Here is a 17,866-nt window from a genome sequence, read left to right as displayed (position 1 = left end):
ATGCGGCTGTTTTTTTGTCTATGCTATTCGGCGATATGGGTTCATGCAGGAGAGTAGCTCCAGCGCGGACTCAACAGCACGATGATGAATGACACCAGCGAGAGCGTCGCCGCAATATATAAAAAGGCGGGTTCTGTCGACAGCCTTTGTGGATAGATGGCCTGGGCGGCCCCAAGCCCGGCGATATTGCCTCCCGCGACCAGCACTGCCGCGGCATAGTCGTGGAAGCGGCGCGCCTTGTTTGCGCTGCGGGACCACAGCGGGTCTGTATTGTAGCTCGGCAAACGTTCGTGGGCGGCATCGAGCTTTTCCAGGCTGGATAGGAACGTGCGCAAATTGGTGATGGCGCATTCCGCCTTGTAATTCAGGAAGGCCAGGCAGATTGAAGCGACCGGAAAGCCCAGGATTAGCCATTCGACGGGCGGTGCATGGTCAGACGGGGAAGGGCGCAAGGCCACAAGCGCAGCCAGCAGGCTGACCATCAGAGTCACGTACAGCGCCAGCGCTTGTTGCCTCTGGGCAATCCGCGCGTTGACTTCTTGATATGCCGCAATGAACCTGTAGTTTGCATCGACGATGATAGCCATGTGATTGGTAGGGAGTGATGAGCGAGAATGGCCTATCGTATGTGACGAATATTCTTGCGTCAAATAGGCCAGCCAGCAGGCTTGAAGCAAGCAGTGAGGTCCGGAATGTCGCTATTGATATTGTCCTTAGACCTTATTGAAGCTCAGTATGACTATTCCGATCATCACGATAACCGATCCAATAATGCGGGATTTCGCATATCCCTCTTTCAATAAAAGAGTACCAATGACTGTGGCAAAGACGATGCTGGATTCACGCAGTGCAACCACAGGCGCGATCGGGAGAGCCGACATCGCCCAGAGGGCAATGGCATAGCTTGAGACAGAGAGTAATCCTGCGCCTAGGCTGGTTTGCCATTGCTGTTGAATAAACACGGCAACCTGGCCTTTCCTCCGTGCATAAGCAATTCCTACCATGCCAATGCCGGTTATGATCTCTAGCCATGCGATATAGCTCAGGATAGAGCCGGATTTCCTGATTCCGATACCGCTTAGAAGACTGTAAGCTGCAATCGAAATGCCCATGAGCATGGAAAGTCGGGATACTTTTTGATCCGGTTTTGATGTTGATAGTCCAATAGTGACGATTCCTGTTGCAATGACCAAGGTTGCAAACATGCTTGATAAGGGCAACGCTTCTTTTATGATCAATGTAGCCAGCAAGGTAACCAACAACGTGGCAACGCCTCTTGATATTGGGTAAACCTGGCTGAGCCCACCGATGCGATATGTATGAATGATCAGGAAGTAATATAGATAATGGAAAAGGGCGGCAGCAATAATGAATGGGACACTATCTGATGCGGGAATGGGTAGTATGGATGCGATGATTATGCCGGCGACAAGTCCCACCGCTCGAATCGATGCCAGCATAAGCAGCCTATCTCCGGTATTTTTGATGATAGCGTTCCAGGATGCATGGGCAAGTGCGGCCATGAGAACGAATAGATAAAGCAGGTTGTCTTGCATGTGGGCAGTGCTCAGATTGAATTGGTGATGGTTTCAGGTATAGAGCAAGAATGATGCTTGAGCCTATGGATGCCGTTCAAGAATGGGTGTTGATTTCCTAGCGGTATGATATTGAATGGTTATGATGGATGTGCGGCTGGTTTAAAGGAGCCATTGGAATGAAGATTCTAGTTTTTGTCGTGCTGTTTTTAAGCTGCGGAGTATTGTTTGCAGCAGAAGCTGCACCCAAGCCGCCAGTCCAGGTGGAATATATCTCGCCGGAGAAGTTCACGGATATTTCCAGCACCAACCACGGGCCGCCCAACCCCAATTATCTTGACCAGTTGCGCAAGCATGTTGAAAAGAAGGCGGCGGGTTATCTGCGTCCGGGCGAACAGCTGACGATATCGATTAAGGATATTGATATGGCGGGCGGCTTCGAGCCCTGGATCATGCCGGTCAATCCCGACGTGCGCATGGTGCGGGATATTTATCCGCCACGCATCGTGTTGAATTACGAATTGCGGGATGGCGATGGGAAAGTGCTGCAGGCAGGCGATGAAAAATTGAGTAACCCAGCGTTTTTGCTCAACCCGCGTCCCAATAGCCTGGATACCATGCGCCATGAGAAAGCGTTGCTGGATGGCTGGTTGAGCAAGGTATTTTCCGGGCGCGCTGGCAATTAGTCTATGGAGGCATGGTCATGACCTTGGATTGGGAAAACGCGACGCCGCTGGCCTCGCTATTGGGAGGAGGGCTGATCGGGCTGTCCGCTGCGCTGCTGGTGGTGGCGAATGGCAAGGTTGCCGGTATCAGCGGCATTCTGGCCGGACTGCTGCAAAGGCTGGACCAGCGCAATGCCTGGCGGCTTGCGTTTCTCCTGGGCCTGCTGTTCGCGCCTATTGCCTATGAGGTTTTATGGGGCATGCCGGAGATCGTGGTGACAACGGACAAGGGGCTGCTGATCAGCGCCGGGATACTCGTCGGGTTTGGCACGCGCCTGGGTAATGGCTGTACCAGCGGGCACGGCGTGTGCGGCATTGCCAGGCTTTCCTTGCGCTCGATCGCGGCAACGGCGGTCTTCATGGCAACGGCGATGTTGACCGTATGGATAGGCCGTTGGGTCTAGGAGGAAATACATGCCCTTGATAACTGCGCTGGTTGCTGGTTTTCTGTTTGGCTTAGGCTTGATCGTCTCCGGGATGGTCAACCCGCAGAAAGTGTTGGCGTTTCTTGATATTGCCGGGCGATGGGACCCGTCATTGGCCTTCGTGATGCTGGGCGCGATCCCGGTCGCAGCCGTCGGTTTTTTCAGGATGCGTTTGTGTCATCGCACTTTCCTGGACCAGGAGGTGCAGATTCCGGAAACCGGCCTCATCGACGCCAGGCTGTTGATAGGCGCAGGATTGTTCGGGATAGGGTGGGGAATTGTCGGATATTGCCCTGGGCCTGCTTTGGCGGGTGTGGGAGCAGGCAGCGCCAGCGCTGTGGTCTTTGTCGGCGCCATGGTGGTCGGCATGTGCTTTTACCGGTTCCTCGATAGCCTGTTCCCCGGGAAATGAAATGTCCGGCAGCAGGCTGGTGCCTGCTGCCGGCAGTCGCTTAATGCTTGTCGTCCGGATGCGCCATGATGCGGTCGATCCAGGCGATGGAGACGGCTGAGGCGATGAAGGCCATATGGATGACGGTTTGCCAGATCAGGGTCTTGTCGTCCAGGTTCTCGACGTTGATGAAGGTCTTGAGCAAGTGGATCGAGGAGATGCCGATGATGGACATCGCCAATTTCACCTTGAGCAGGTTGGCATTGACGTGCGACAGCCAATCCGGCTCGTCCGGGTGCCCCTTGAGGTTGAGGCGCGAGACGAAGGTTTCGTAACCGCCGATAATGACCATGATTAGCAGGTTGGAGATCATCACCACGTCGATCAGGCCCAGCACCATGAGCATGATGTCGGCCTCGTGCAGTTGCGGCAGGCGCTCGATCAGGTGCGCCAGCTCCTTCATGAAATGGATGACATAGACCACTTGCGCCACGATCAGGCCCAAGTAGAGCGGCAATTGCAGCCAGCGGCTGCCGAACAGGATGGCGCTCAACGGACTCATTCTGGTTTTAGGCGGGGATTGCATGCGTGTTTCCTTTCTTGCTGGATAAAACGATTCGATGATCTGGAGCTGGAAGATGCTTCAGGGAATATGGTGTTGCAGGGTGTAGCCGGCCCCGTCGTCCAATGCCAGTTTCTCCGCCAGATAAGGCAGGGCTTGTTGCAGGGTGTCCGGTAATGTCCATGGCGGATTGATCACGAATATGCCGCTGCCGTGCATGCCGAAACCGTCCGCGGAGGGGGCCTGGATGCTGAGCGTCGCATGCAGCCAGCTGTCAGCGCCCAGCTTGGCGAGCCTGTCGGTCAGCAGGTCGACCTCGGAGCGCTGCAATAATGGGTACCAGAGCAGATAGGTGCCCGTGGCAAAGCGCTGCAGGCTGTCCTTCAACGCTTCGATGACGCGCTGGTAATCGCGCTTTTCCTCGTAAGGCGGGTCGATCAGCACCACCGCCCGGCGCGGTGGCGGCGGCAACAAGGCTTTCAGGCCCGCAAACCCATCCTGTTGTTCGACTAGTACCTGCCGGCCTGCCGGCTTGAAATGCTGCCTGAGCAGTTTCGCATCGCTTGGGTGCAGTTCGAACAAGCGTGCGCGGTCGCTGCCGCGTAACAACTCCTGTGCGACAGCAGGGGAGCCGGGGTAATACTTGAGCGCCTTGCCGCGGTTGATGTGCTTGATCAGCTCGATGAAGGATTGCAGCGAGTCAGGCAGGTCGTCGCATTCCCATAGTCGCGCGATGCCCTGCTCGAACTCGGCATTCTGTACGGCATAGCCGTGGTCCAGCGCATACATGCCGGCGCCGGCGTGCGTGTCGACGTACCAGTAGGGTTTGTCCTTTTGATTGGCGTAGGCCAGCACTTGGTGCAATACGAAATGCTTGAGGACGTCGGCATGGTTGCCGGCATGGAATGCGTGACGATAACTGAGCATGGGCAAGGGTTGGCAATAACTGGCGACATTATAAATGACGGGCCGGCCGGTATTGTGTTTTATCCATGAAATTTCTATCGCGCCATTATGGCGCCGTAGCGATGGCTTACGCGACAGATATTTACGGCCGCGGCTTTTTAATTGCTGCCATGCCTGCTAGCATTACACCCTTATGGGCGCCCATCATCATCACGGTCATTCACATGCGCACGGAGGCGGCCAGCCCTCCCTGCTGCTGCCTTTGCTGCTGATCGCCGGGTTTGCCGTGGTCGAGGCCGTCGGTGGCTGGTGGACGGGCTCATTGGCCTTGCTCAGCGACGCCGGCCACATGGTGTCGGATGCCTTCGCCCTGGCGCTCGCCTGGCTGGGCAGCTGGATCGCCCGCAAGCCGGCCACGCGCAAGCATAATTTCGGCCTGGTGCGCGCCGAAGTCATTGTCGCGCTGTTGAATGCATTGCTGATGCTGGCGGTGATCGCCGGCATTGCCTACGAAGCCGTGCAGCGTATTGCCGACCCTCGGCCGGTGCAGGGCGGCGAAGTCATGCTGATCGCGTTTGTCGGCATGCTGGTCAATATCGTCGTGGCATTGATATTGCACAAGGGGCACAGCAGCTTGAACAGCCGCGCGGCCTTGCTGCACGTGCTGGGAGACTTGCTCGGCTCAGTGGTGGCGATCGTGGCCGGGGCGGTGATTTATTTCACGGGATGGATGCCGATCGACCCCATACTGTCCATCTTCATCTCTGTGTTGATCCTGGTCTCCACCCTGCGTCTGCTGGGCGAGGTGCTGCATGTGCTGATGGAAGGCGTGCCCTTGCATATCGATATCCAGGCGGTAGAACATGCCATGACCGTGAGCGACAAGGTGCAGGGCGTGCATCATTTGCATATCTGGTCGCTTTCCTCGGAAAAAACCGCGCTTTCGGCCCATATCGTGCTGGAGGACATGCAGGATTGGCATGAGGTATTGAACAACCTCGGGCATATGCTCCATGACCGGTTCAACATCGAGCATGTCACGCTGCAGCCGGAAACAAGGAGCGCACATAGCGATGCCAACGCCAATTGCTGGCTGACGAGCAATACTGGCCATCTTCATGACCATGATCATGAGCACGATCATCCGCATGAGCATGGCCATGCGCATTGAACCCGGACTGAATCTGACAACCCAAGCCAGGAGAGCAAGCACATGCCCTACGTCGACATCAAGGTAGCGGGTACTTTGACCCGCGAGCAGAAGGCCAAGATTGCGGAAGAAATCACCGATACGCTGGAGCGTATCGCCAAGAAGCCCAAATCCTATACCTACATCACTTTTGAAGAGGTGGCGGGGGAAAACTGGGCTGTGGCGGGCGAGCTGCTGGACAGCGATTAAGCCATTGCCCTGTTCTATTGAGTTGCTGCTGCTGGCCGCCTGACGGCCAGGAACCCCTATGTTCGACCCCAAACCGGTATTGAAGAACCTGCCCAACCTGCCTGGAGTGTATCGCATGATCAATGCCCAGGACGAAGTGATCTACGTAGGCAAGGCGCGCGACCTCAAGAAGCGGGTCTCGTCCTATTTCCAGAAAAACCTGCCGTCCCCGCGCACGCGGCTCATGGTGTCCAACATCGCGCGCATCGAAACCACGGTGACGCGCTCGGAGGCGGAAGCGCTATTGCTGGAGAACAACCTCATCAAGGGCTTCATGCCGCGCTACAACGTGCTGTTCCGCGACGACAAGTCCTACCCTTATATCGCCCTGACCGGGGACGCCTTTCCGCGCCTGGCTTTCCACCGCGGCGCGCAACGCAAGGGCAGCAGCTATTTCGGCCCGTTCCCCAATGCGGTGGCGGTACGCGAAAGCATCCAGCTCCTGCAGAAGGTATTCCGCCTGCGCACTTGCGAGAATACCGTGTTCGCCAACCGTTCCAGGCCCTGCCTGCTGCACCAGATCGAGCGCTGCACCGCGCCTTGCGTCGGCTTCATCACCGAGGAGGATTACCGCCGTGACGTGATGCACGCCAGCCTGTTCCTGCAAGGCAAGGAGCAGCAGGTGATGGACGAGCTCGGCGAGAAGATGAACGAGGCCGCCGAGCAGATGGAGTATGAACTTGCGGCCGTGTACCGCGACCGTATCCAGAGCCTGCGCCAGGTGCAGGCCAAGCAGTTCGTCAGCGACTTCAATGTCAGCGATGCCGACGTGATCGCCTGCGCAGAGCTGCAAGGGCAATGGTGCGTGAACTTGGTCATGATCCGCGGCGGTCACCACCTGGGCGATAAGAGCTTCTTTCCCAAGAATGCAGACGGCGCTGACCTGGAAACCACGATGGAGGCTTTTCTCGAGCAGCATTACATGGCGGGCGCGATTCCCCCGTTGCTGATTGTGGGCGCCCCTCTGGAAACCGCGGCAATGGAAGAAGTGTTCAGCGAGCAGGCGGGCCGCAGGATCAAGATCAACACCAACCCGATCGGGGACAAACGCGTCTGGCTCAAGATGGCGCAGACCAATGCGGAATTGGCCCTGAGCCAGCGCGCCGCCCAGCAGGCCAACCAGCAGTCCAGGCTGAATGCCTTGCGCGAGGCGCTGGACCTGCCGGAGAATACTGAGCGCATCGAGTGTTTCGATATCAGCCATACCATGGGCGAAGCGACGGTGGCCTCCTGCGTGGTATTCGACAAGGGCAACATGCAGAACTCGGAGTATCGCCGTTACAATATCACTGGCATTACGCCGGGAGACGACTATGCTGCGATGCGCGACGCGCTGACGCGGCGTTACCGCAAAGTGGCGGCCGGGGAGGGCAAGCGTCCCGACCTGGTGTTCATCGACGGCGGCAAGGGGCAGTTGGGCGTGGCGGTCGAAGTGATGAACGAAGTCGGCCTGCCGGACATCCAACTGGTCGGCATCGCCAAAGGCGAGGAGCGCAAGCCGGGACTGGAGCAAATGTTCTTCCCCGAGCGCGAATACCCGGTGGGCTTGAAGAAGGACCATCCCGGGCTGCACCTGTTGCAGCAGATCCGCGACGAGGCGCACCGCTTTGCCATTACCGGCCACCGCGCCAAGCGCGGCAAGGCGCGCATGCATTCCAGCCTGGAGGATATCAGCGGCATAGGCGCCAAGCGCCGCAAGAGCCTGCTGATGCGGTTCGGCGGCCTGGATGGCGTCAAGAATGCCAGCGTGGACGAAATCGCGCAGGTGGATGGCATCAGCCATGCGCTGGCGCAGAAAATTTATGAGGAGTTGCACTAATGGTATGGAATGTCCCCAATAGCCTGACGGTGATGCGCATCTTATGCATCCCGATTTTTGTCGGGATATTCTATTTCCCGGAAAGCACCTTGCCCATGCACGACAAGAACGTGCTGGCGACGTTCATTTTCGCCTTCGCCGCCATCACCGACTGGTTCGACGGCTACCTGGCGCGCGCGCTCAACCAGACTTCTGCCTTCGGCGCTTTTCTCGACCCGGTCGCGGACAAGCTGATGGTGGCGGCCGCCTTGGTGCTGCTGATCGAGCTCGACCGCGTCGGCGCAGTGGTGGCCTTGATCATCATCGGGCGCGAAATTGCGATCAGCGCCTTGCGGGAATGGATGGCCGGCATGGGCGAGCGCGGCAGCGTCGCCGTGGCGTTCATCGGCAAGGTCAAGACGGCGGTGCAGATGGCCGCCATCCTGTTCCTGCTGTACTACGATCCATTGGGGCCGCTGAATATCCGTTTTTACGGCGAGGTGCTGATTTACATCGCAGCATTTTTGACATTGGTGTCAATGGCTTACTATTTGAAGGCCGCATGGCCGCGCATGAAGGCCGGTGAATAGGGCTGAAATACGCTTGACACACGCCTGAAAATCCTTAGAATAGCGCCTTCTTTCGATGCGGGAATAGCTCAGTTGGTAGAGCGCAACCTTGCCAAGGTTGAGGTCGCGAGTTCGAGACTCGTTTCCCGCTCCAGGATTTAAAAGGGAAAGTGGCTGCAAGCACTTTCCTTTTTTATCAGGTATCCGGAAGGGTAGCCTGATACTGTTTATGGCGCGATAGCAAAGCGGTTATGCCGCGGCCTGCAAAGCCGTTTAGGCCGGTTCGACTCCGGCTCGCGCCTCCAGGTAAATGATTTTGCTGTGAAGCAATGCGGGAATAGCTCAGTTGGTAGAGCGCAACCTTGCCAAGGTTGAGGTCGCGAGTTCGAGACTCGTTTCCCGCTCCAGAATTCATCAAAAGCCCAGACTTCGGTTTGGGCTTTTTTGTTTGTCTTTCATGGGATGTGTTTCGGCTTTTTACCTGGCGAGACTGTCTGGAATAACTGATTCCTTCGCGGGCTGGTTTGATATGGTTGAGGAATTGTTGCACCATTGCGCCAGGAATGCGGTAATTTTTCCTTCAATGTTACTTTCGATGGTTTTCAACCTCAGCAAGGGAAGGCCGCTCTTTTCCAGGATGTTGTTCTTCAGCTGGTCCCGTTCTGCTTGCTGTTTAGAATCATGCATTTTCCCATCGACTTCGATAACCCCTAGCGGCGTTTTCCCTATTTTGAAATAAAGCACGAAATCACAACTGGCACGATTGCGCATAAATTCTTGCTCTCGTGGCGTAAGGGGATTATTGGTCAATGACACCAATTGAATTAAGGCAACTTGGCTATGGAAGGTTAATGTCCGGTATGTATCCTGCGAAAGAATGTCGCGTAGCAGCTGGGCAATAATCTGTTCTGATTGGAATGCCGAGTCATTCGGATTGAGCTTGGCTTTGAGTTTTTCCAGAGATTGGTCATATTCCTGATAAAGCAGGTCAAATGCAGAAACAACCGGGCTGTATTTAATCTGTTCCTGATCCGCATAGTATTCGATGTAACGGATCAGCGCGGCAATGTCCCTGTTGTTTTCGGTAAAGACATCGTCGCCCGTCACCAGCGTGAAATGATGTTTTGCACGGGAGACGGCTACATTGATCAGGTGGGAATTGTCTACGAAGTCCAATTTTTGCTGGTTGCTGCGTTTCTTGTCCAGGACGGTGGAAAATGTGATCTCGTCACATTCCCTGCCTTGAAATTTATGAACTGTCGAGTTGACAAAGTCGCCAGGCAGTTGCTTTTTTGCCTGGTTGATTTGAGCGTTATAAGGCGCAATAAATCCTCTACTTTTTTCTTCATCCCATGCAAGAGGGCCTAGTGATTCCAATTCTCTGAGATTGGCCAGGCGATGTTCATGATTGCCTTTGGCAGTGACAATCAGCGATAACGCTGGCTCGCCATTGTCTTGCGTCATGGGGATGAGCTGATTGTTATAAAACTGCTTGTTGCAGAACTGGATGATCTTGGGGTGGCAACGATAATGTTCCTTTAACAATGTCGTTGGCAGGACATGGTCGAAAACGCCGATGCATGAGTCCAGCAAACTGTATCTGACGCAGTCGTAGAACTTGGAGGGTGATGGAATATCGAGATTTACTGGTACATGCGGAAGCTGTTTGCTGTCGCCAACAATGATCAGGTTCCTGGCGCAGCCCAATCCCAATATTCCTGGAACGATGTCTTGTTGCGAAGCTTCGTCGATGATGACGTAATCGAGAATGGCATTATCGGCGATGGAATTGATAATCGAGTGGGTGCTGCTGCCAATGATGGGGAAACGTTTTGTGAACGCGCTGAACCTTATTTTGTGATCTTGTTCGTTAAATTCTTCCTCGCGTGGGATACGTTGATAAAGATGGTGCTTCAGGTACGTCATGGAGGTGCCGGTCAGTTCTTGCAGTAATGTATCGGCATGATTTTCTTCTAGTATTTTCTCAAGGCCTGTCAATACAGAATTTTTCTGTTCTAGCGATGTTTCGTAATAGCTCCGTTGCAATGAATCGATCAGTGATTTGCGCTTCTCCCAGTTGTTCATGAATGTCGTGCGTACAATCCTGAAATTCAGCAACAGTGTCATTCTGTGCCAGAGATTGATGGGTTTCTCACCAAGGTACGATAGGTAAGCAATGAAATCGGTGATTTGTTGTGGGGATAGCCCATACTTTTCAATTGGGGCCGGTTCATGCGAAAGGTTTTCATCTTGCCAACGCTGCAGGTATTGCTGCTCTATGCGCAGTTCATCAATTTCAGCTTGTAGTTGCGCGACTTGGTTCCGGGCATCGAGATACTGCTTCAACTTTTGCAATGTCGCATCGATGTCCTCGATATCTGATGCAGAGGGCGACGCTTCTGATGGCGCCTCGGGCAGGTTTTCAAAAAAGGCTTTGCGGTTATCTGTACTGCCTAGTTTTGCAACCAGATAGTCGAGTCCTGATTTCTGCAGTTTTTCATAGACATTACTCACGGCGGCATTGTTATTGGACAAAATGGCGACGGTTTTTTCCTGCAGTAGGATATTGGCGACTATGTTCAATATTGTCTGGGTTTTTCCAGTTCCCGGCGGGCCTTCGATCAGGCTGATCTGTGAGGAGAATGCCTGCTCTACCGCCTTGAGTTGACTCGCATTGACGCCGAAAGGATAGATGAAATACTTGATTGGTTCACGCGGCTGATTTCTGCCAGTGCAGTACGCATGCAGTGCGGTATCCGGATGTGATACCACTTTTTCCAACTGGCGCTGGACATTCTCAGCAATAGCTTTATTGTCGCCTGTTGCGTGTTCAATGCGGGCTTGCGCCACTGCAACAAAATAATTAAATATTGCTCCTTGCTTGATATTGGTTTGCGGAATGAAATCGAGCTCATCCGCTTTCATCAGATATGGCTTGGCATTGCCAGGATAGTAGACGGCTGCGTACTTTCTGCCATACACCGTTACCTTATCAACGGTACTGAAAACGATGCTACCTGGCCTTTGAAGCAACGACCCCTGGATTTCTTCTGTGGGCGTGATCTCGCATGCCGTGAGCGGGCGCGTGTAAGTTTTTCCTGAGCGGAAGTGGCAAGTCAGCAGCAGTACATCTTTTGCCGAGTCATACCTTAATGTCCAGTCAGTGATTTTTGTGGTTTTATCGTCACTATCCACCAAGATAGAAACCATGGTTGCCTTCAGTAGCCCATTGAGCTGCCTATTATGCCGTTCTTATCACAGTCGATGCCAAATCAACCCGGGACTGCCTGCCTACGCAAGATTCTCTGTCTTGTCAGGCGAGCGGGGATTTGCGAAAGCATCTTCATGTTTCGCTTCAAGGCGTCTCTGGCTGCGCCCGAGCAGCAATCCATTGCCTGCCCATACGAGGGCGAACAGGCTGCCGATCAGCATCGCGATAGCAGGCTGTCCCGCCAGCAGGTCGATGCCATGCTTGACCCAGCCGCTCACGGCATCGCCGCCGCGGTATACGACGGTGTCGATGAAGTTCTTGGCCTTGTATTTCTGCTCGGGGGAAACCGAGGTGTAGAGCATCTCGCGGCCCGGGCGCACCAGCGCATATTCGCCGGCGCGGCGCACTATCATGACGACGGCCAGCACCGCAAACACGGGCGCCAGCGCGAGCCAGAGAAAACTGGCGGCGATCACCACCGGCACCGCGACAAGCAGCACGCTGACGCCTAGGCGTTGCGCGATGCGGCCGGTCAGGAAGAACTGGGTCAGCAGCGCCAGCGATTGCACGACGATGTCGATGATCCCGAAAACCTGGGTCTGCTGCACCTTGTCGGGGAAGGTCGCTTCCACCAGGCGCGCCTGCTCGAAGTAGAGAAAGGTGCTAGCTGTTGCCAGCAAGATGACGAAGGTGGCGATGCCCAGCAGGTACGGCGAGCGGAATACCGCCGTTGCGCCCGAGAGGGGGTTGCCGCCTAGCGGCTGCGAGCGGGCAAACGCCTCGTCCGCGGCGCGCGGATGCAGGTTGCGCCAGCGTTGCAAGGCGCTGCCGGCTACAGCGCTGCCCGCCAGCATCAGCGCCGACAGCGCCAGCAATCCGGAGTGGCCGAGCGGCCCGACCAGGAGTGTGCCCAGCACCGGCCCGACAAGGCCGCCCAGGCTGGCGCCAGCGGCCATCAGTGCAAACAGGCGCTTGGCCTGTGCGCTGGAAAAGACGTCGGCCAGGACGCTCCAGGCCAGCGAGATGGTCAGCATGTTGAAGACCGACAGCCAGATATAGAACGCCCTTGCTATCCATGGGTTGTCCGGCTGCCAGGCCATGCCCGCGGCAAAGGCAAGCAGGTTCAGGGTGAAAAATCCAAACGTCCAGGGCAGGATGCGGCGGCGCTGCGCCTTCGAGGCGAGCCAGCCGAACAGCGGCAGCACGGCAAGCGTGGCCACGAAGGTGCCGGTGAATAGCCATTGGAGGTTGCGCACGCCGCCTGCCAGGCCCATGGTCTCGCGCACCGGGCGCAACATGAAATAGCCCGCGAACAGCAGGAAAAACATGAGCAGGCCGGCCAGTACCGCTGGCGCTTCTTGCCTTTCTACATTGAACAGGCGGCTGGCAAGCGAGGAGATGCGCATATGGCGGACTCCCTCAGCCTACTGCGGCGATGAGCGATTGCCGCTGCGTTTCGGTCAGGGCAGGCCCGCTGCCGGCCTTGAGGTTGTCGCTCTGGCGGTCCGGCTTGCCGGTAGCGGGTATCACGGTGGTGACGGCAGGGTGGCTCAGGGCAAACCTGAGGAAAGCCTGCGCCCAGGAGGAGATTCCTGCTTCTGCTGCCCAGGGCGGCAGCGGTTTGCCTTGCACCCTGGAAAACAGGCGGCCGTCTTCGAAGGCGCGGTTGATTAATACCGCCACGCCGAGCTCCTTTGCCACCGGGAAGACTTTTTGTTCCGCGCTGCGCGAGACGACGGAGTAGTTGATCTGCAGGAAGTCCGGCTTGACCTTGCGCACCACCTCGGCCAGTTCGTCATGGCCGCTGTCCACATAATGGGTGAGCCCGGTGTAGCGGGTCTTGCCCTGGGTCTTGAGTTCCTTGATCACCTCGAACTGGGTGCGCCAGTCCCGCAAGTTGTGTACTTGGAGCAGTTCCACCTTGTCGGTGCGCAACCGCTTGAGCGAATCCTGGAATTGCGCCAGTCCGGCCTCGCGCCCGGAAGTGCCGAGCTTGGTGGCGAGGAAGGCCTTGGAGCGCAGGCCCAGCTCTTCCAGCAATTGGCCGATCACTTCCTCGGCAGTGCCATAGGAAGGGGCGGTGTCGATCACGGTCGCGCCGCCTGCGAAGAAACGTTTCAACACTTCGCGCAGGGGGTCGAGCTCGGCGGCGCTATTGCCGACTTCGAAGCTGCCGGAGCTGCCCATGCCGATCACCGGCAAGCGCTCGCCGCTGGAGGGGATGGCACGTGTCTGCATGGATTCGGCTTGTGATGACGGGTTGGCGAACACAGGACGGGCCAGGGCGATGCCTGCGCTGGTTGCCGCGAGGCCGGAGAGGAAACTGCGTCGGGATAGCATGGGAAGGCTCCTTATTCAGTTGGCAAGGGTAGTCCAGAGTGTAGTTTCATTAAATTAACTGGGACTCTTGATCATACTATATCCGCGCAAATCTGCAGCTTAAGCACTTCTTCTTCGGTTGGCAGGTTAGTCAGTATGATCCTGTGCGGCTATCTAAGTGCCCCTGTGCCCTAGGCAATCACTTGCGTCATCAATTCCACGCCCTGCATACGCATCCACTTCAGGCTCTGGCTCTGGCTCCGTCGTAAGCACAAGTGGCCTCTTGCTACAGAAAACAGCTTTGTAGCCCTCTATTCAATCCCTGATATATCGCAGTCTCAAACTGCAGAATGTCTTACCGGCCCGGCTAGCCTACAAGTGGTCATCATTTTGATAAAAATTATTTATGATTTAGTTAAGAACTATTGATTTTCATTGTTTAAACAATTTCATTAATATTCATATATCCCATTTACGAATGGGGTCTTTCAATCAACTTACTACCGTAGGAGCCGCCATGAGCAACGATACCAAGAAGTGTCCCGTGACCCATCTGACGACCGATTTCGGCGCCCCCGTGGTCACCAATCGCGACAGTTTGACCGCCGGCCCGCGCGGCCCGCTGCTGGCCCAGGATGTATGGCTGAACGAGAAGCTCGCCAATTTCGTACGTGAAGTCATTCCCGAGCGCCGCATGCATGCCAAGGGTTCCGGCGCTTTTGGCACGTTCACGGTGACCAAAGACATCACGAAATACACCCGTGCCAAGATATTCAGCGAAGTCGGCAAGAAAACCGAGATGTTTGCCCGTTTCACCACCGTAGCCGGCGAGCGTGGCGCTGCTGATGCCGAGCGTGATATCCGCGGCTTTGCCCTCAAGTTCTACACAGAAGAGGGCAACTGGGATATGGTCGGCAACAACACGCCGGTGTTCTTCATCCGCGACCCGCGCCAGTTCCCCGACCTGAACAAGGCCGTCAAGCGCGACCCTAAGACCAACATGCGCAGCGCTACCAATAACTGGGATTACTGGACGCTGCTGCCCGAGGCGCTGCACCAGGTCACCGTCGTCATGAGCGACCGCGGCATCCCCGCGAGCTATCGCCACATGCACGGCTTCAGCTCGCACACTTACAGTTTCTGGAATGCGCAGGGCGAGCGTTTCTGGGTCAAGCTGCACTTCAAGACCCAGCAGGGTATCAAGAACTTGACCGATGCCGAGGCTACCGAATTGGTGGGCCAGGACCGTGAAAGCCACCAACGCGACCTGTATGAGGCCATCGAGCGCGGCGATTTCCCGAAATGGACGCTGTACATCCAGGTCATGCCCGAGACCGATGCCGAGAAGTACCACCTGCATCCGTTCGACCTGACCAAGGTCTGGTACAAGGGCGACTATCCGCTGATTGAAGTGGGCGAGTTCGAGCTGAACAAGAACCCCGAAAACTTCTTTGCCGACGTCGAGCAGAGCGCGTTCTCGCCTTCGAACCTCGTGCCCGGCATCGGCGTCAGTCCGGACCGCATGTTGCAGGCGCGTTTGTTCAATTATGCTGATGCGCAGCGTTACCGCCTGGGTACCAACCATCACCAGATCCCGGTGAACAAGGCGCGCTGCCCGGTGCACAGCAACCATCGCGACGGTGAAGGCCGGGTGGACGGCAATTACGGCGGCCTGCCGCATTACGAACCCAACAGCTTCGGGCAGTGGCAGGGGCAAGCCCAGTTCGAGGAGCCGCCGCTGAGGATCAACGGCGATGCCAAGTTCTGGTCTTTCCATCGGGACGATGACAACTACTTCGAGCAGCCGCGCAAGCTGTTCCAATTGATGACGCCAGCGCAGCAGGAAGCCCTGTTCGGCAACACTGGCCGCGCCATGGGCGATGCGCCGGAATTCATCAAGTTTCGCCACATTCGCAACTGCCACGCAGCCGACCCGGCCTATGGCGCTGGTGTAGCCAAGGCGTTGAACATCGACCTGCAGAAGGCATTGGCTTCGAAGCCGGATGACCCGATGTACGGCAACCCGCTAGTGTCGCTGCCTGCTTGATGGGTAGTTACTTTGGGGTGTTAATCCGCTTCAGAGTTTTTACCTAGAATATCTGAAGTATATGGATGAGTGAAAAAGGCCGTGAGAAAATTCTCATGGCCTTTTCTTTAACTTGATTCGATTCAGTCCGGTGACAGCCATCAATGTAATCACCAAGGCGCAGGAGTCATGTTGCCTGCATGCGGTTGATGACAACGTGCGGAAGCCGCATGATCTTGTCGATCGCGAGCCGTGCCAGTGCCCAGGCGCGTTCCTCGCGCATCTGCTCTCTTTCCTGTTCGCTGTGGGGCAGAAACTGGCCGCCGAACGTCAGGGAGTGACGCACGGTGTTGTTCTCATTCATATAGGCTTTGACAACATCTTGCACACGTTCTTCGCGGCTCTTGTATAACGAGGGCATCGCTTATCCTTCTATTCCTGGCTGGATTCTTCCGGTTCAAGTTTTATAGCTGATACAGTTTTTCATCTTACATGGCGCCGCCCCGCCTGTGTCAAGCGATTTGCTCTAAAGCGGCTGACAAAACTCTCCGGCGTCGTTGCCCTGCCTTGCCGTACTGCTTTGTACTGTCTGCGGCAAATCGGCTAGCCAGGATCGCTTCGCTGAATTGTGTAAGCCGTTCTTGGTTGCGAATTCCTACAAGCGCTTCGGAATATGACGACTCTTATTTTGAGGAAAGCCATGTTTAGGATAATGGAATCGAATCAAGTTTGAGGATGAGGTATGCGGTTTTTCAAGTTTTCATTGCTGATGCTGGCATTGTCTTTGCCGGTGCACGGCCATGCCGAGGATAGCGAGTCCCTGACCACGTATGCGGACGATTCAGCTACCACCGGCAAGGTCAAGGCTGCGCTCGCGCGCGACCAGATGCTGGGGGCGCTCGATATCAAGGTGCAGTCCGACGACCTCGGTGCAGTGCATTTGAGCGGTACCGCGCGTTCGCAAGCCGAAGTGAGTCAGGCAGCAATGGTGGCGCGCAGCGTGAGCGGGGTGGTGTCGGTTCAGAACGATATCGTCATCGACAGCCCGGACGATCCCAAGAAGAAGTAGCGGCATGGCATGCCGTTCGAGGTTAGAATACGCGGGTTAGTGCCGTGAATAAGGCAGTAAGCCTGCATGCAGGCCGATGAGCCGTCATTGACCCAGTGTGACTCTGCCGATATAGATTGGGCGCACTAACTTCCCACCTACATACCAAAACAGGCTGACATGCGCAGCCGTTTTACCGCTGTGCAGTTAGCAGCCTGGCGGCAAGCCCGATGAAGACGACCCCTGCAATCCTGTTCATGTTCCTGACCGCTTTGGGCGAGCGTTGCAGCCAACGGCTGAGCCGGCCGGCGGTATAGGCGACCAGGCTGAAGATGACCAGCGTGGTGATCATGAACAGCACTCCTAACTGCGATATCTGCAGAGGCGCAGCTCCGGCGCCATCCTTGACGAATTGCGGCAGGAAAGCCAGGAAGAACAACGCCACCTTGGGGTTGGTGACGTTCATGAGGATGCCGTGCTGATAAAGCCCTTTGTCGAGCCCGATAGTGTCCTGGTTGGGGTGAGCCGTGCCTTTGTTGCCGGGCGATGCGCCCATGCCTGAGGTGAACGCGCCGTAGGCAAGGTAAAGCAAATAGACAGCTCCCACGATCTTGAGCGCGGTAAAGGCGGCGGCCGATGCCTGGAAAATGGCGGCGACGCCGAATGCGACGGCAGCTGTGTGTACCACGAGGCCGGTGCACAGCCCAAGCGTCACCGCAATGCCCTTGCGCACGCCGCCGGCAGCCGATTGCATCAGGACGAACATATTGTCCGGGCCGGGCGCCAAGGCAAGCACCGCCGATACCGCAACGAATTGTAATGCCGTGTCGATTGAAACCATGCCAATTCCTTCAAGGACTGCGAACAAAACTCTCCTGCCGTATGGCCTGCCTTCGTACGCCTTACACTGCCA

The 17,866-nt window shown here is 56.1% G+C and carries 18 protein-coding genes and 3 tRNA genes; 12 read left to right on the top strand and 9 right to left on the bottom strand.

What is annotated here, in order from left to right; all coding sequences use genetic code 11:
• Positions 1-41: 41 nt before the first annotated feature.
• Both ACW4YW_RS12120 and ACW4YW_RS12115 read right to left on the bottom strand, forming a co-directional pair.
• The gene (locus ACW4YW_RS12120; protein ID WP_407997004.1) at positions 42-587 is read right to left on the bottom strand and encodes a hypothetical protein; all 546 of its coding nucleotides are present in this window, start codon (positions 585-587) and stop codon (positions 42-44) included.
• Positions 588-713: 126 nt separating this feature from the next.
• Entirely contained in the window at positions 714-1,556 is an 843-nt protein-coding gene (locus tag ACW4YW_RS12115) for an EamA family transporter (protein ID WP_457137782.1), read from the bottom strand.
• 158 nt (positions 1,557-1,714) lie between these two features.
• On the opposite strand from ACW4YW_RS12115, the gene ACW4YW_RS12110 reads away from it, so the two are divergent.
• From ACW4YW_RS12110 to ACW4YW_RS12100, 3 genes are read left to right on the top strand one after another with little or no spacing between them, the layout of a single operon-like run.
• Entirely contained in the window at positions 1,715-2,221 is a 507-nt protein-coding gene (locus tag ACW4YW_RS12110; protein ID WP_457137781.1) for a DUF3016 domain-containing protein, read from the top strand.
• 17 nt (positions 2,222-2,238) lie between these two features.
• Positions 2,239-2,664 carry a YeeE/YedE family protein gene (locus ACW4YW_RS12105; protein ID WP_457137780.1) on the top strand — a complete coding sequence of 142 codons (426 nt, stop codon included), beginning with the start codon at positions 2,239-2,241 and terminating at the stop codon, positions 2,662-2,664.
• A 10-nt stretch (positions 2,665-2,674) separates the two neighbouring features.
• Positions 2,675-3,097 (top strand): DUF6691 family protein, encoded by a 423-nt coding sequence (locus ACW4YW_RS12100; RefSeq protein WP_457137779.1) that lies wholly within the window; start codon positions 2,675-2,677, stop codon positions 3,095-3,097.
• A 40-nt stretch (positions 3,098-3,137) separates the two neighbouring features.
• Here the strand turns inward: ACW4YW_RS12100 and ACW4YW_RS12095 are convergent, their stop codons facing one another.
• The gene (locus ACW4YW_RS12095; protein ID WP_309566817.1) at positions 3,138-3,662 is read right to left on the bottom strand and encodes a TIGR00645 family protein; all 525 of its coding nucleotides are present in this window, start codon (positions 3,660-3,662) and stop codon (positions 3,138-3,140) included.
• Positions 3,663-3,719: 57 nt separating this feature from the next.
• On the bottom strand, positions 3,720-4,565 hold the full coding sequence (locus tag ACW4YW_RS12090) for a 23S rRNA (adenine(2030)-N(6))-methyltransferase RlmJ (protein ID WP_457137778.1): 846 nt from the start codon (positions 4,563-4,565) through the stop codon (positions 3,720-3,722).
• A gap of 172 nt (positions 4,566-4,737) precedes the next feature.
• Between ACW4YW_RS12090 and ACW4YW_RS12085 the strand changes: the two genes are divergently transcribed.
• The 7 genes from ACW4YW_RS12085 (at position 4,738) to ACW4YW_RS12055 (ending at position 8,756) form a co-directional block, all read left to right on the top strand.
• Positions 4,738-5,715: a cation diffusion facilitator family transporter gene (locus ACW4YW_RS12085; protein WP_457137777.1), complete on the top strand. Its 978-nt coding sequence runs from the start codon at positions 4,738-4,740 to the stop codon at positions 5,713-5,715.
• Between the two features lie 42 nt (positions 5,716-5,757).
• Positions 5,758-5,943 (top strand): tautomerase family protein, encoded by a 186-nt coding sequence (locus ACW4YW_RS12080; RefSeq protein ID WP_309566820.1) that lies wholly within the window; start codon positions 5,758-5,760, stop codon positions 5,941-5,943.
• A gap of 58 nt (positions 5,944-6,001) precedes the next feature.
• Complete coding sequence (uvrC, locus tag ACW4YW_RS12075) at positions 6,002-7,801, top strand: excinuclease ABC subunit UvrC (protein ID WP_457137776.1); 1,800 nt, start codon at positions 6,002-6,004, stop codon at positions 7,799-7,801.
• Positions 7,801-8,370 carry a CDP-diacylglycerol--glycerol-3-phosphate 3-phosphatidyltransferase gene (gene pgsA, locus ACW4YW_RS12070; RefSeq protein ID WP_457137775.1) on the top strand — a complete coding sequence of 190 codons (570 nt, stop codon included), beginning with the start codon at positions 7,801-7,803 and terminating at the stop codon, positions 8,368-8,370. Before uvrC ends, pgsA begins: the two co-directional genes overlap by 1 nt.
• Positions 8,371-8,427: 57 nt before the next feature.
• Positions 8,428-8,503: transfer RNA gene (locus tag ACW4YW_RS12065), tRNA-Gly, on the top strand.
• A 77-nt stretch (positions 8,504-8,580) separates the two neighbouring features.
• A tRNA-Cys gene (locus ACW4YW_RS12060) sits at positions 8,581-8,654 on the top strand.
• A 26-nt stretch (positions 8,655-8,680) separates the two neighbouring features.
• Positions 8,681-8,756 (top strand) — tRNA-Gly (locus ACW4YW_RS12055).
• A 70-nt stretch (positions 8,757-8,826) separates the two neighbouring features.
• On the opposite strand, the gene ACW4YW_RS12050 is transcribed toward ACW4YW_RS12055, so the two are convergent.
• The 3 genes from ACW4YW_RS12050 to ACW4YW_RS12040 form a co-directional block, all read right to left on the bottom strand.
• On the bottom strand, positions 8,827-11,559 hold the full coding sequence (locus ACW4YW_RS12050; protein WP_457137774.1) for an AAA domain-containing protein: 2,733 nt from the start codon (positions 11,557-11,559) through the stop codon (positions 8,827-8,829).
• Positions 11,560-11,640: 81 nt separating this feature from the next.
• Positions 11,641-12,966 (bottom strand): NTP/NDP exchange transporter, encoded by a 1,326-nt coding sequence (locus ACW4YW_RS12045; protein WP_457137773.1) that lies wholly within the window; start codon positions 12,964-12,966, stop codon positions 11,641-11,643.
• Positions 12,967-12,979: 13 nt separating this feature from the next.
• The gene (locus ACW4YW_RS12040; RefSeq protein ID WP_457137772.1) at positions 12,980-13,900 is read right to left on the bottom strand and encodes an aldo/keto reductase; all 921 of its coding nucleotides are present in this window, start codon (positions 13,898-13,900) and stop codon (positions 12,980-12,982) included.
• A 496-nt stretch (positions 13,901-14,396) separates the two neighbouring features.
• Between ACW4YW_RS12040 and ACW4YW_RS12035 the strand changes: the two genes are divergently transcribed.
• Positions 14,397-15,926 carry a catalase gene (locus ACW4YW_RS12035; RefSeq protein WP_457137771.1) on the top strand — a complete coding sequence of 510 codons (1,530 nt, stop codon included), beginning with the start codon at positions 14,397-14,399 and terminating at the stop codon, positions 15,924-15,926.
• Between the two features lie 166 nt (positions 15,927-16,092).
• Here ACW4YW_RS12035 and ACW4YW_RS12030 read toward each other — a convergent pair whose 3' ends face one another.
• Complete coding sequence (locus tag ACW4YW_RS12030) at positions 16,093-16,326, bottom strand: hypothetical protein (protein ID WP_457137770.1); 234 nt, start codon at positions 16,324-16,326, stop codon at positions 16,093-16,095.
• A 321-nt stretch (positions 16,327-16,647) separates the two neighbouring features.
• Between ACW4YW_RS12030 and ACW4YW_RS12025 the strand changes: the two genes are divergently transcribed.
• Positions 16,648-16,974, top strand: coding sequence for a BON domain-containing protein (locus tag ACW4YW_RS12025; RefSeq protein WP_457137769.1), 327 nt, complete (start codon positions 16,648-16,650; stop codon positions 16,972-16,974).
• A 172-nt stretch (positions 16,975-17,146) separates the two neighbouring features.
• Here the strand turns inward: ACW4YW_RS12025 and ACW4YW_RS12020 are convergent, their stop codons facing one another.
• The gene (locus ACW4YW_RS12020) at positions 17,147-17,794 is read right to left on the bottom strand and encodes a LysE family translocator (RefSeq protein ID WP_457137768.1); all 648 of its coding nucleotides are present in this window, start codon (positions 17,792-17,794) and stop codon (positions 17,147-17,149) included.
• Positions 17,795-17,866: the final 72 nt, after the last annotated feature.

The organism is Methylobacillus pratensis (assembly GCF_054072455.1).
Note: the sequence above shows the minus strand (reverse complement) of the source record. Positions and strands in the feature narration are given on the sequence as shown.

Coding starts and splice junctions, on each gene's coding strand:
- ACW4YW_RS12105 (WP_457137780.1), top strand. CDS start 2,239: ATGACCTTGGATTGGGAAAACGCGACGCCGCTGGCCTCGCTATTGGGA.
- ACW4YW_RS12030 (WP_457137770.1), bottom strand. CDS start 16,326: ATGCCCTCGTTATACAAGAGCCGCGAAGAACGTGTGCAAGATGTTGTC.
- ACW4YW_RS12045 (WP_457137773.1), bottom strand. CDS start 12,966: ATGCGCATCTCCTCGCTTGCCAGCCGCCTGTTCAATGTAGAAAGGCAA.
- ACW4YW_RS12035 (WP_457137771.1), top strand. CDS start 14,397: ATGAGCAACGATACCAAGAAGTGTCCCGTGACCCATCTGACGACCGAT.
- ACW4YW_RS12040 (WP_457137772.1), bottom strand. CDS start 13,900: ATGCTATCCCGACGCAGTTTCCTCTCCGGCCTCGCGGCAACCAGCGCA.
- uvrC (WP_457137776.1), top strand. CDS start 6,002: ATGTTCGACCCCAAACCGGTATTGAAGAACCTGCCCAACCTGCCTGGA.
- ACW4YW_RS12080 (WP_309566820.1), top strand. CDS start 5,758: ATGCCCTACGTCGACATCAAGGTAGCGGGTACTTTGACCCGCGAGCAG.
- ACW4YW_RS12110 (WP_457137781.1), top strand. CDS start 1,715: ATGAAGATTCTAGTTTTTGTCGTGCTGTTTTTAAGCTGCGGAGTATTG.
- ACW4YW_RS12115 (WP_457137782.1), bottom strand. CDS start 1,556: ATGCAAGACAACCTGCTTTATCTATTCGTTCTCATGGCCGCACTTGCC.
- ACW4YW_RS12020 (WP_457137768.1), bottom strand. CDS start 17,794: ATGGTTTCAATCGACACGGCATTACAATTCGTTGCGGTATCGGCGGTG.
- ACW4YW_RS12090 (WP_457137778.1), bottom strand. CDS start 4,565: ATGCTCAGTTATCGTCACGCATTCCATGCCGGCAACCATGCCGACGTC.
- pgsA (WP_457137775.1), top strand. CDS start 7,801: ATGGTATGGAATGTCCCCAATAGCCTGACGGTGATGCGCATCTTATGC.
- ACW4YW_RS12120 (WP_407997004.1), bottom strand. CDS start 587: ATGGCTATCATCGTCGATGCAAACTACAGGTTCATTGCGGCATATCAA.
- ACW4YW_RS12085 (WP_457137777.1), top strand. CDS start 4,738: ATGGGCGCCCATCATCATCACGGTCATTCACATGCGCACGGAGGCGGC.
- ACW4YW_RS12095 (WP_309566817.1), bottom strand. CDS start 3,662: ATGCAATCCCCGCCTAAAACCAGAATGAGTCCGTTGAGCGCCATCCTG.
- ACW4YW_RS12100 (WP_457137779.1), top strand. CDS start 2,675: ATGCCCTTGATAACTGCGCTGGTTGCTGGTTTTCTGTTTGGCTTAGGC.
- ACW4YW_RS12025 (WP_457137769.1), top strand. CDS start 16,648: ATGCGGTTTTTCAAGTTTTCATTGCTGATGCTGGCATTGTCTTTGCCG.
- ACW4YW_RS12050 (WP_457137774.1), bottom strand. CDS start 11,559: ATGGTTTCTATCTTGGTGGATAGTGACGATAAAACCACAAAAATCACT.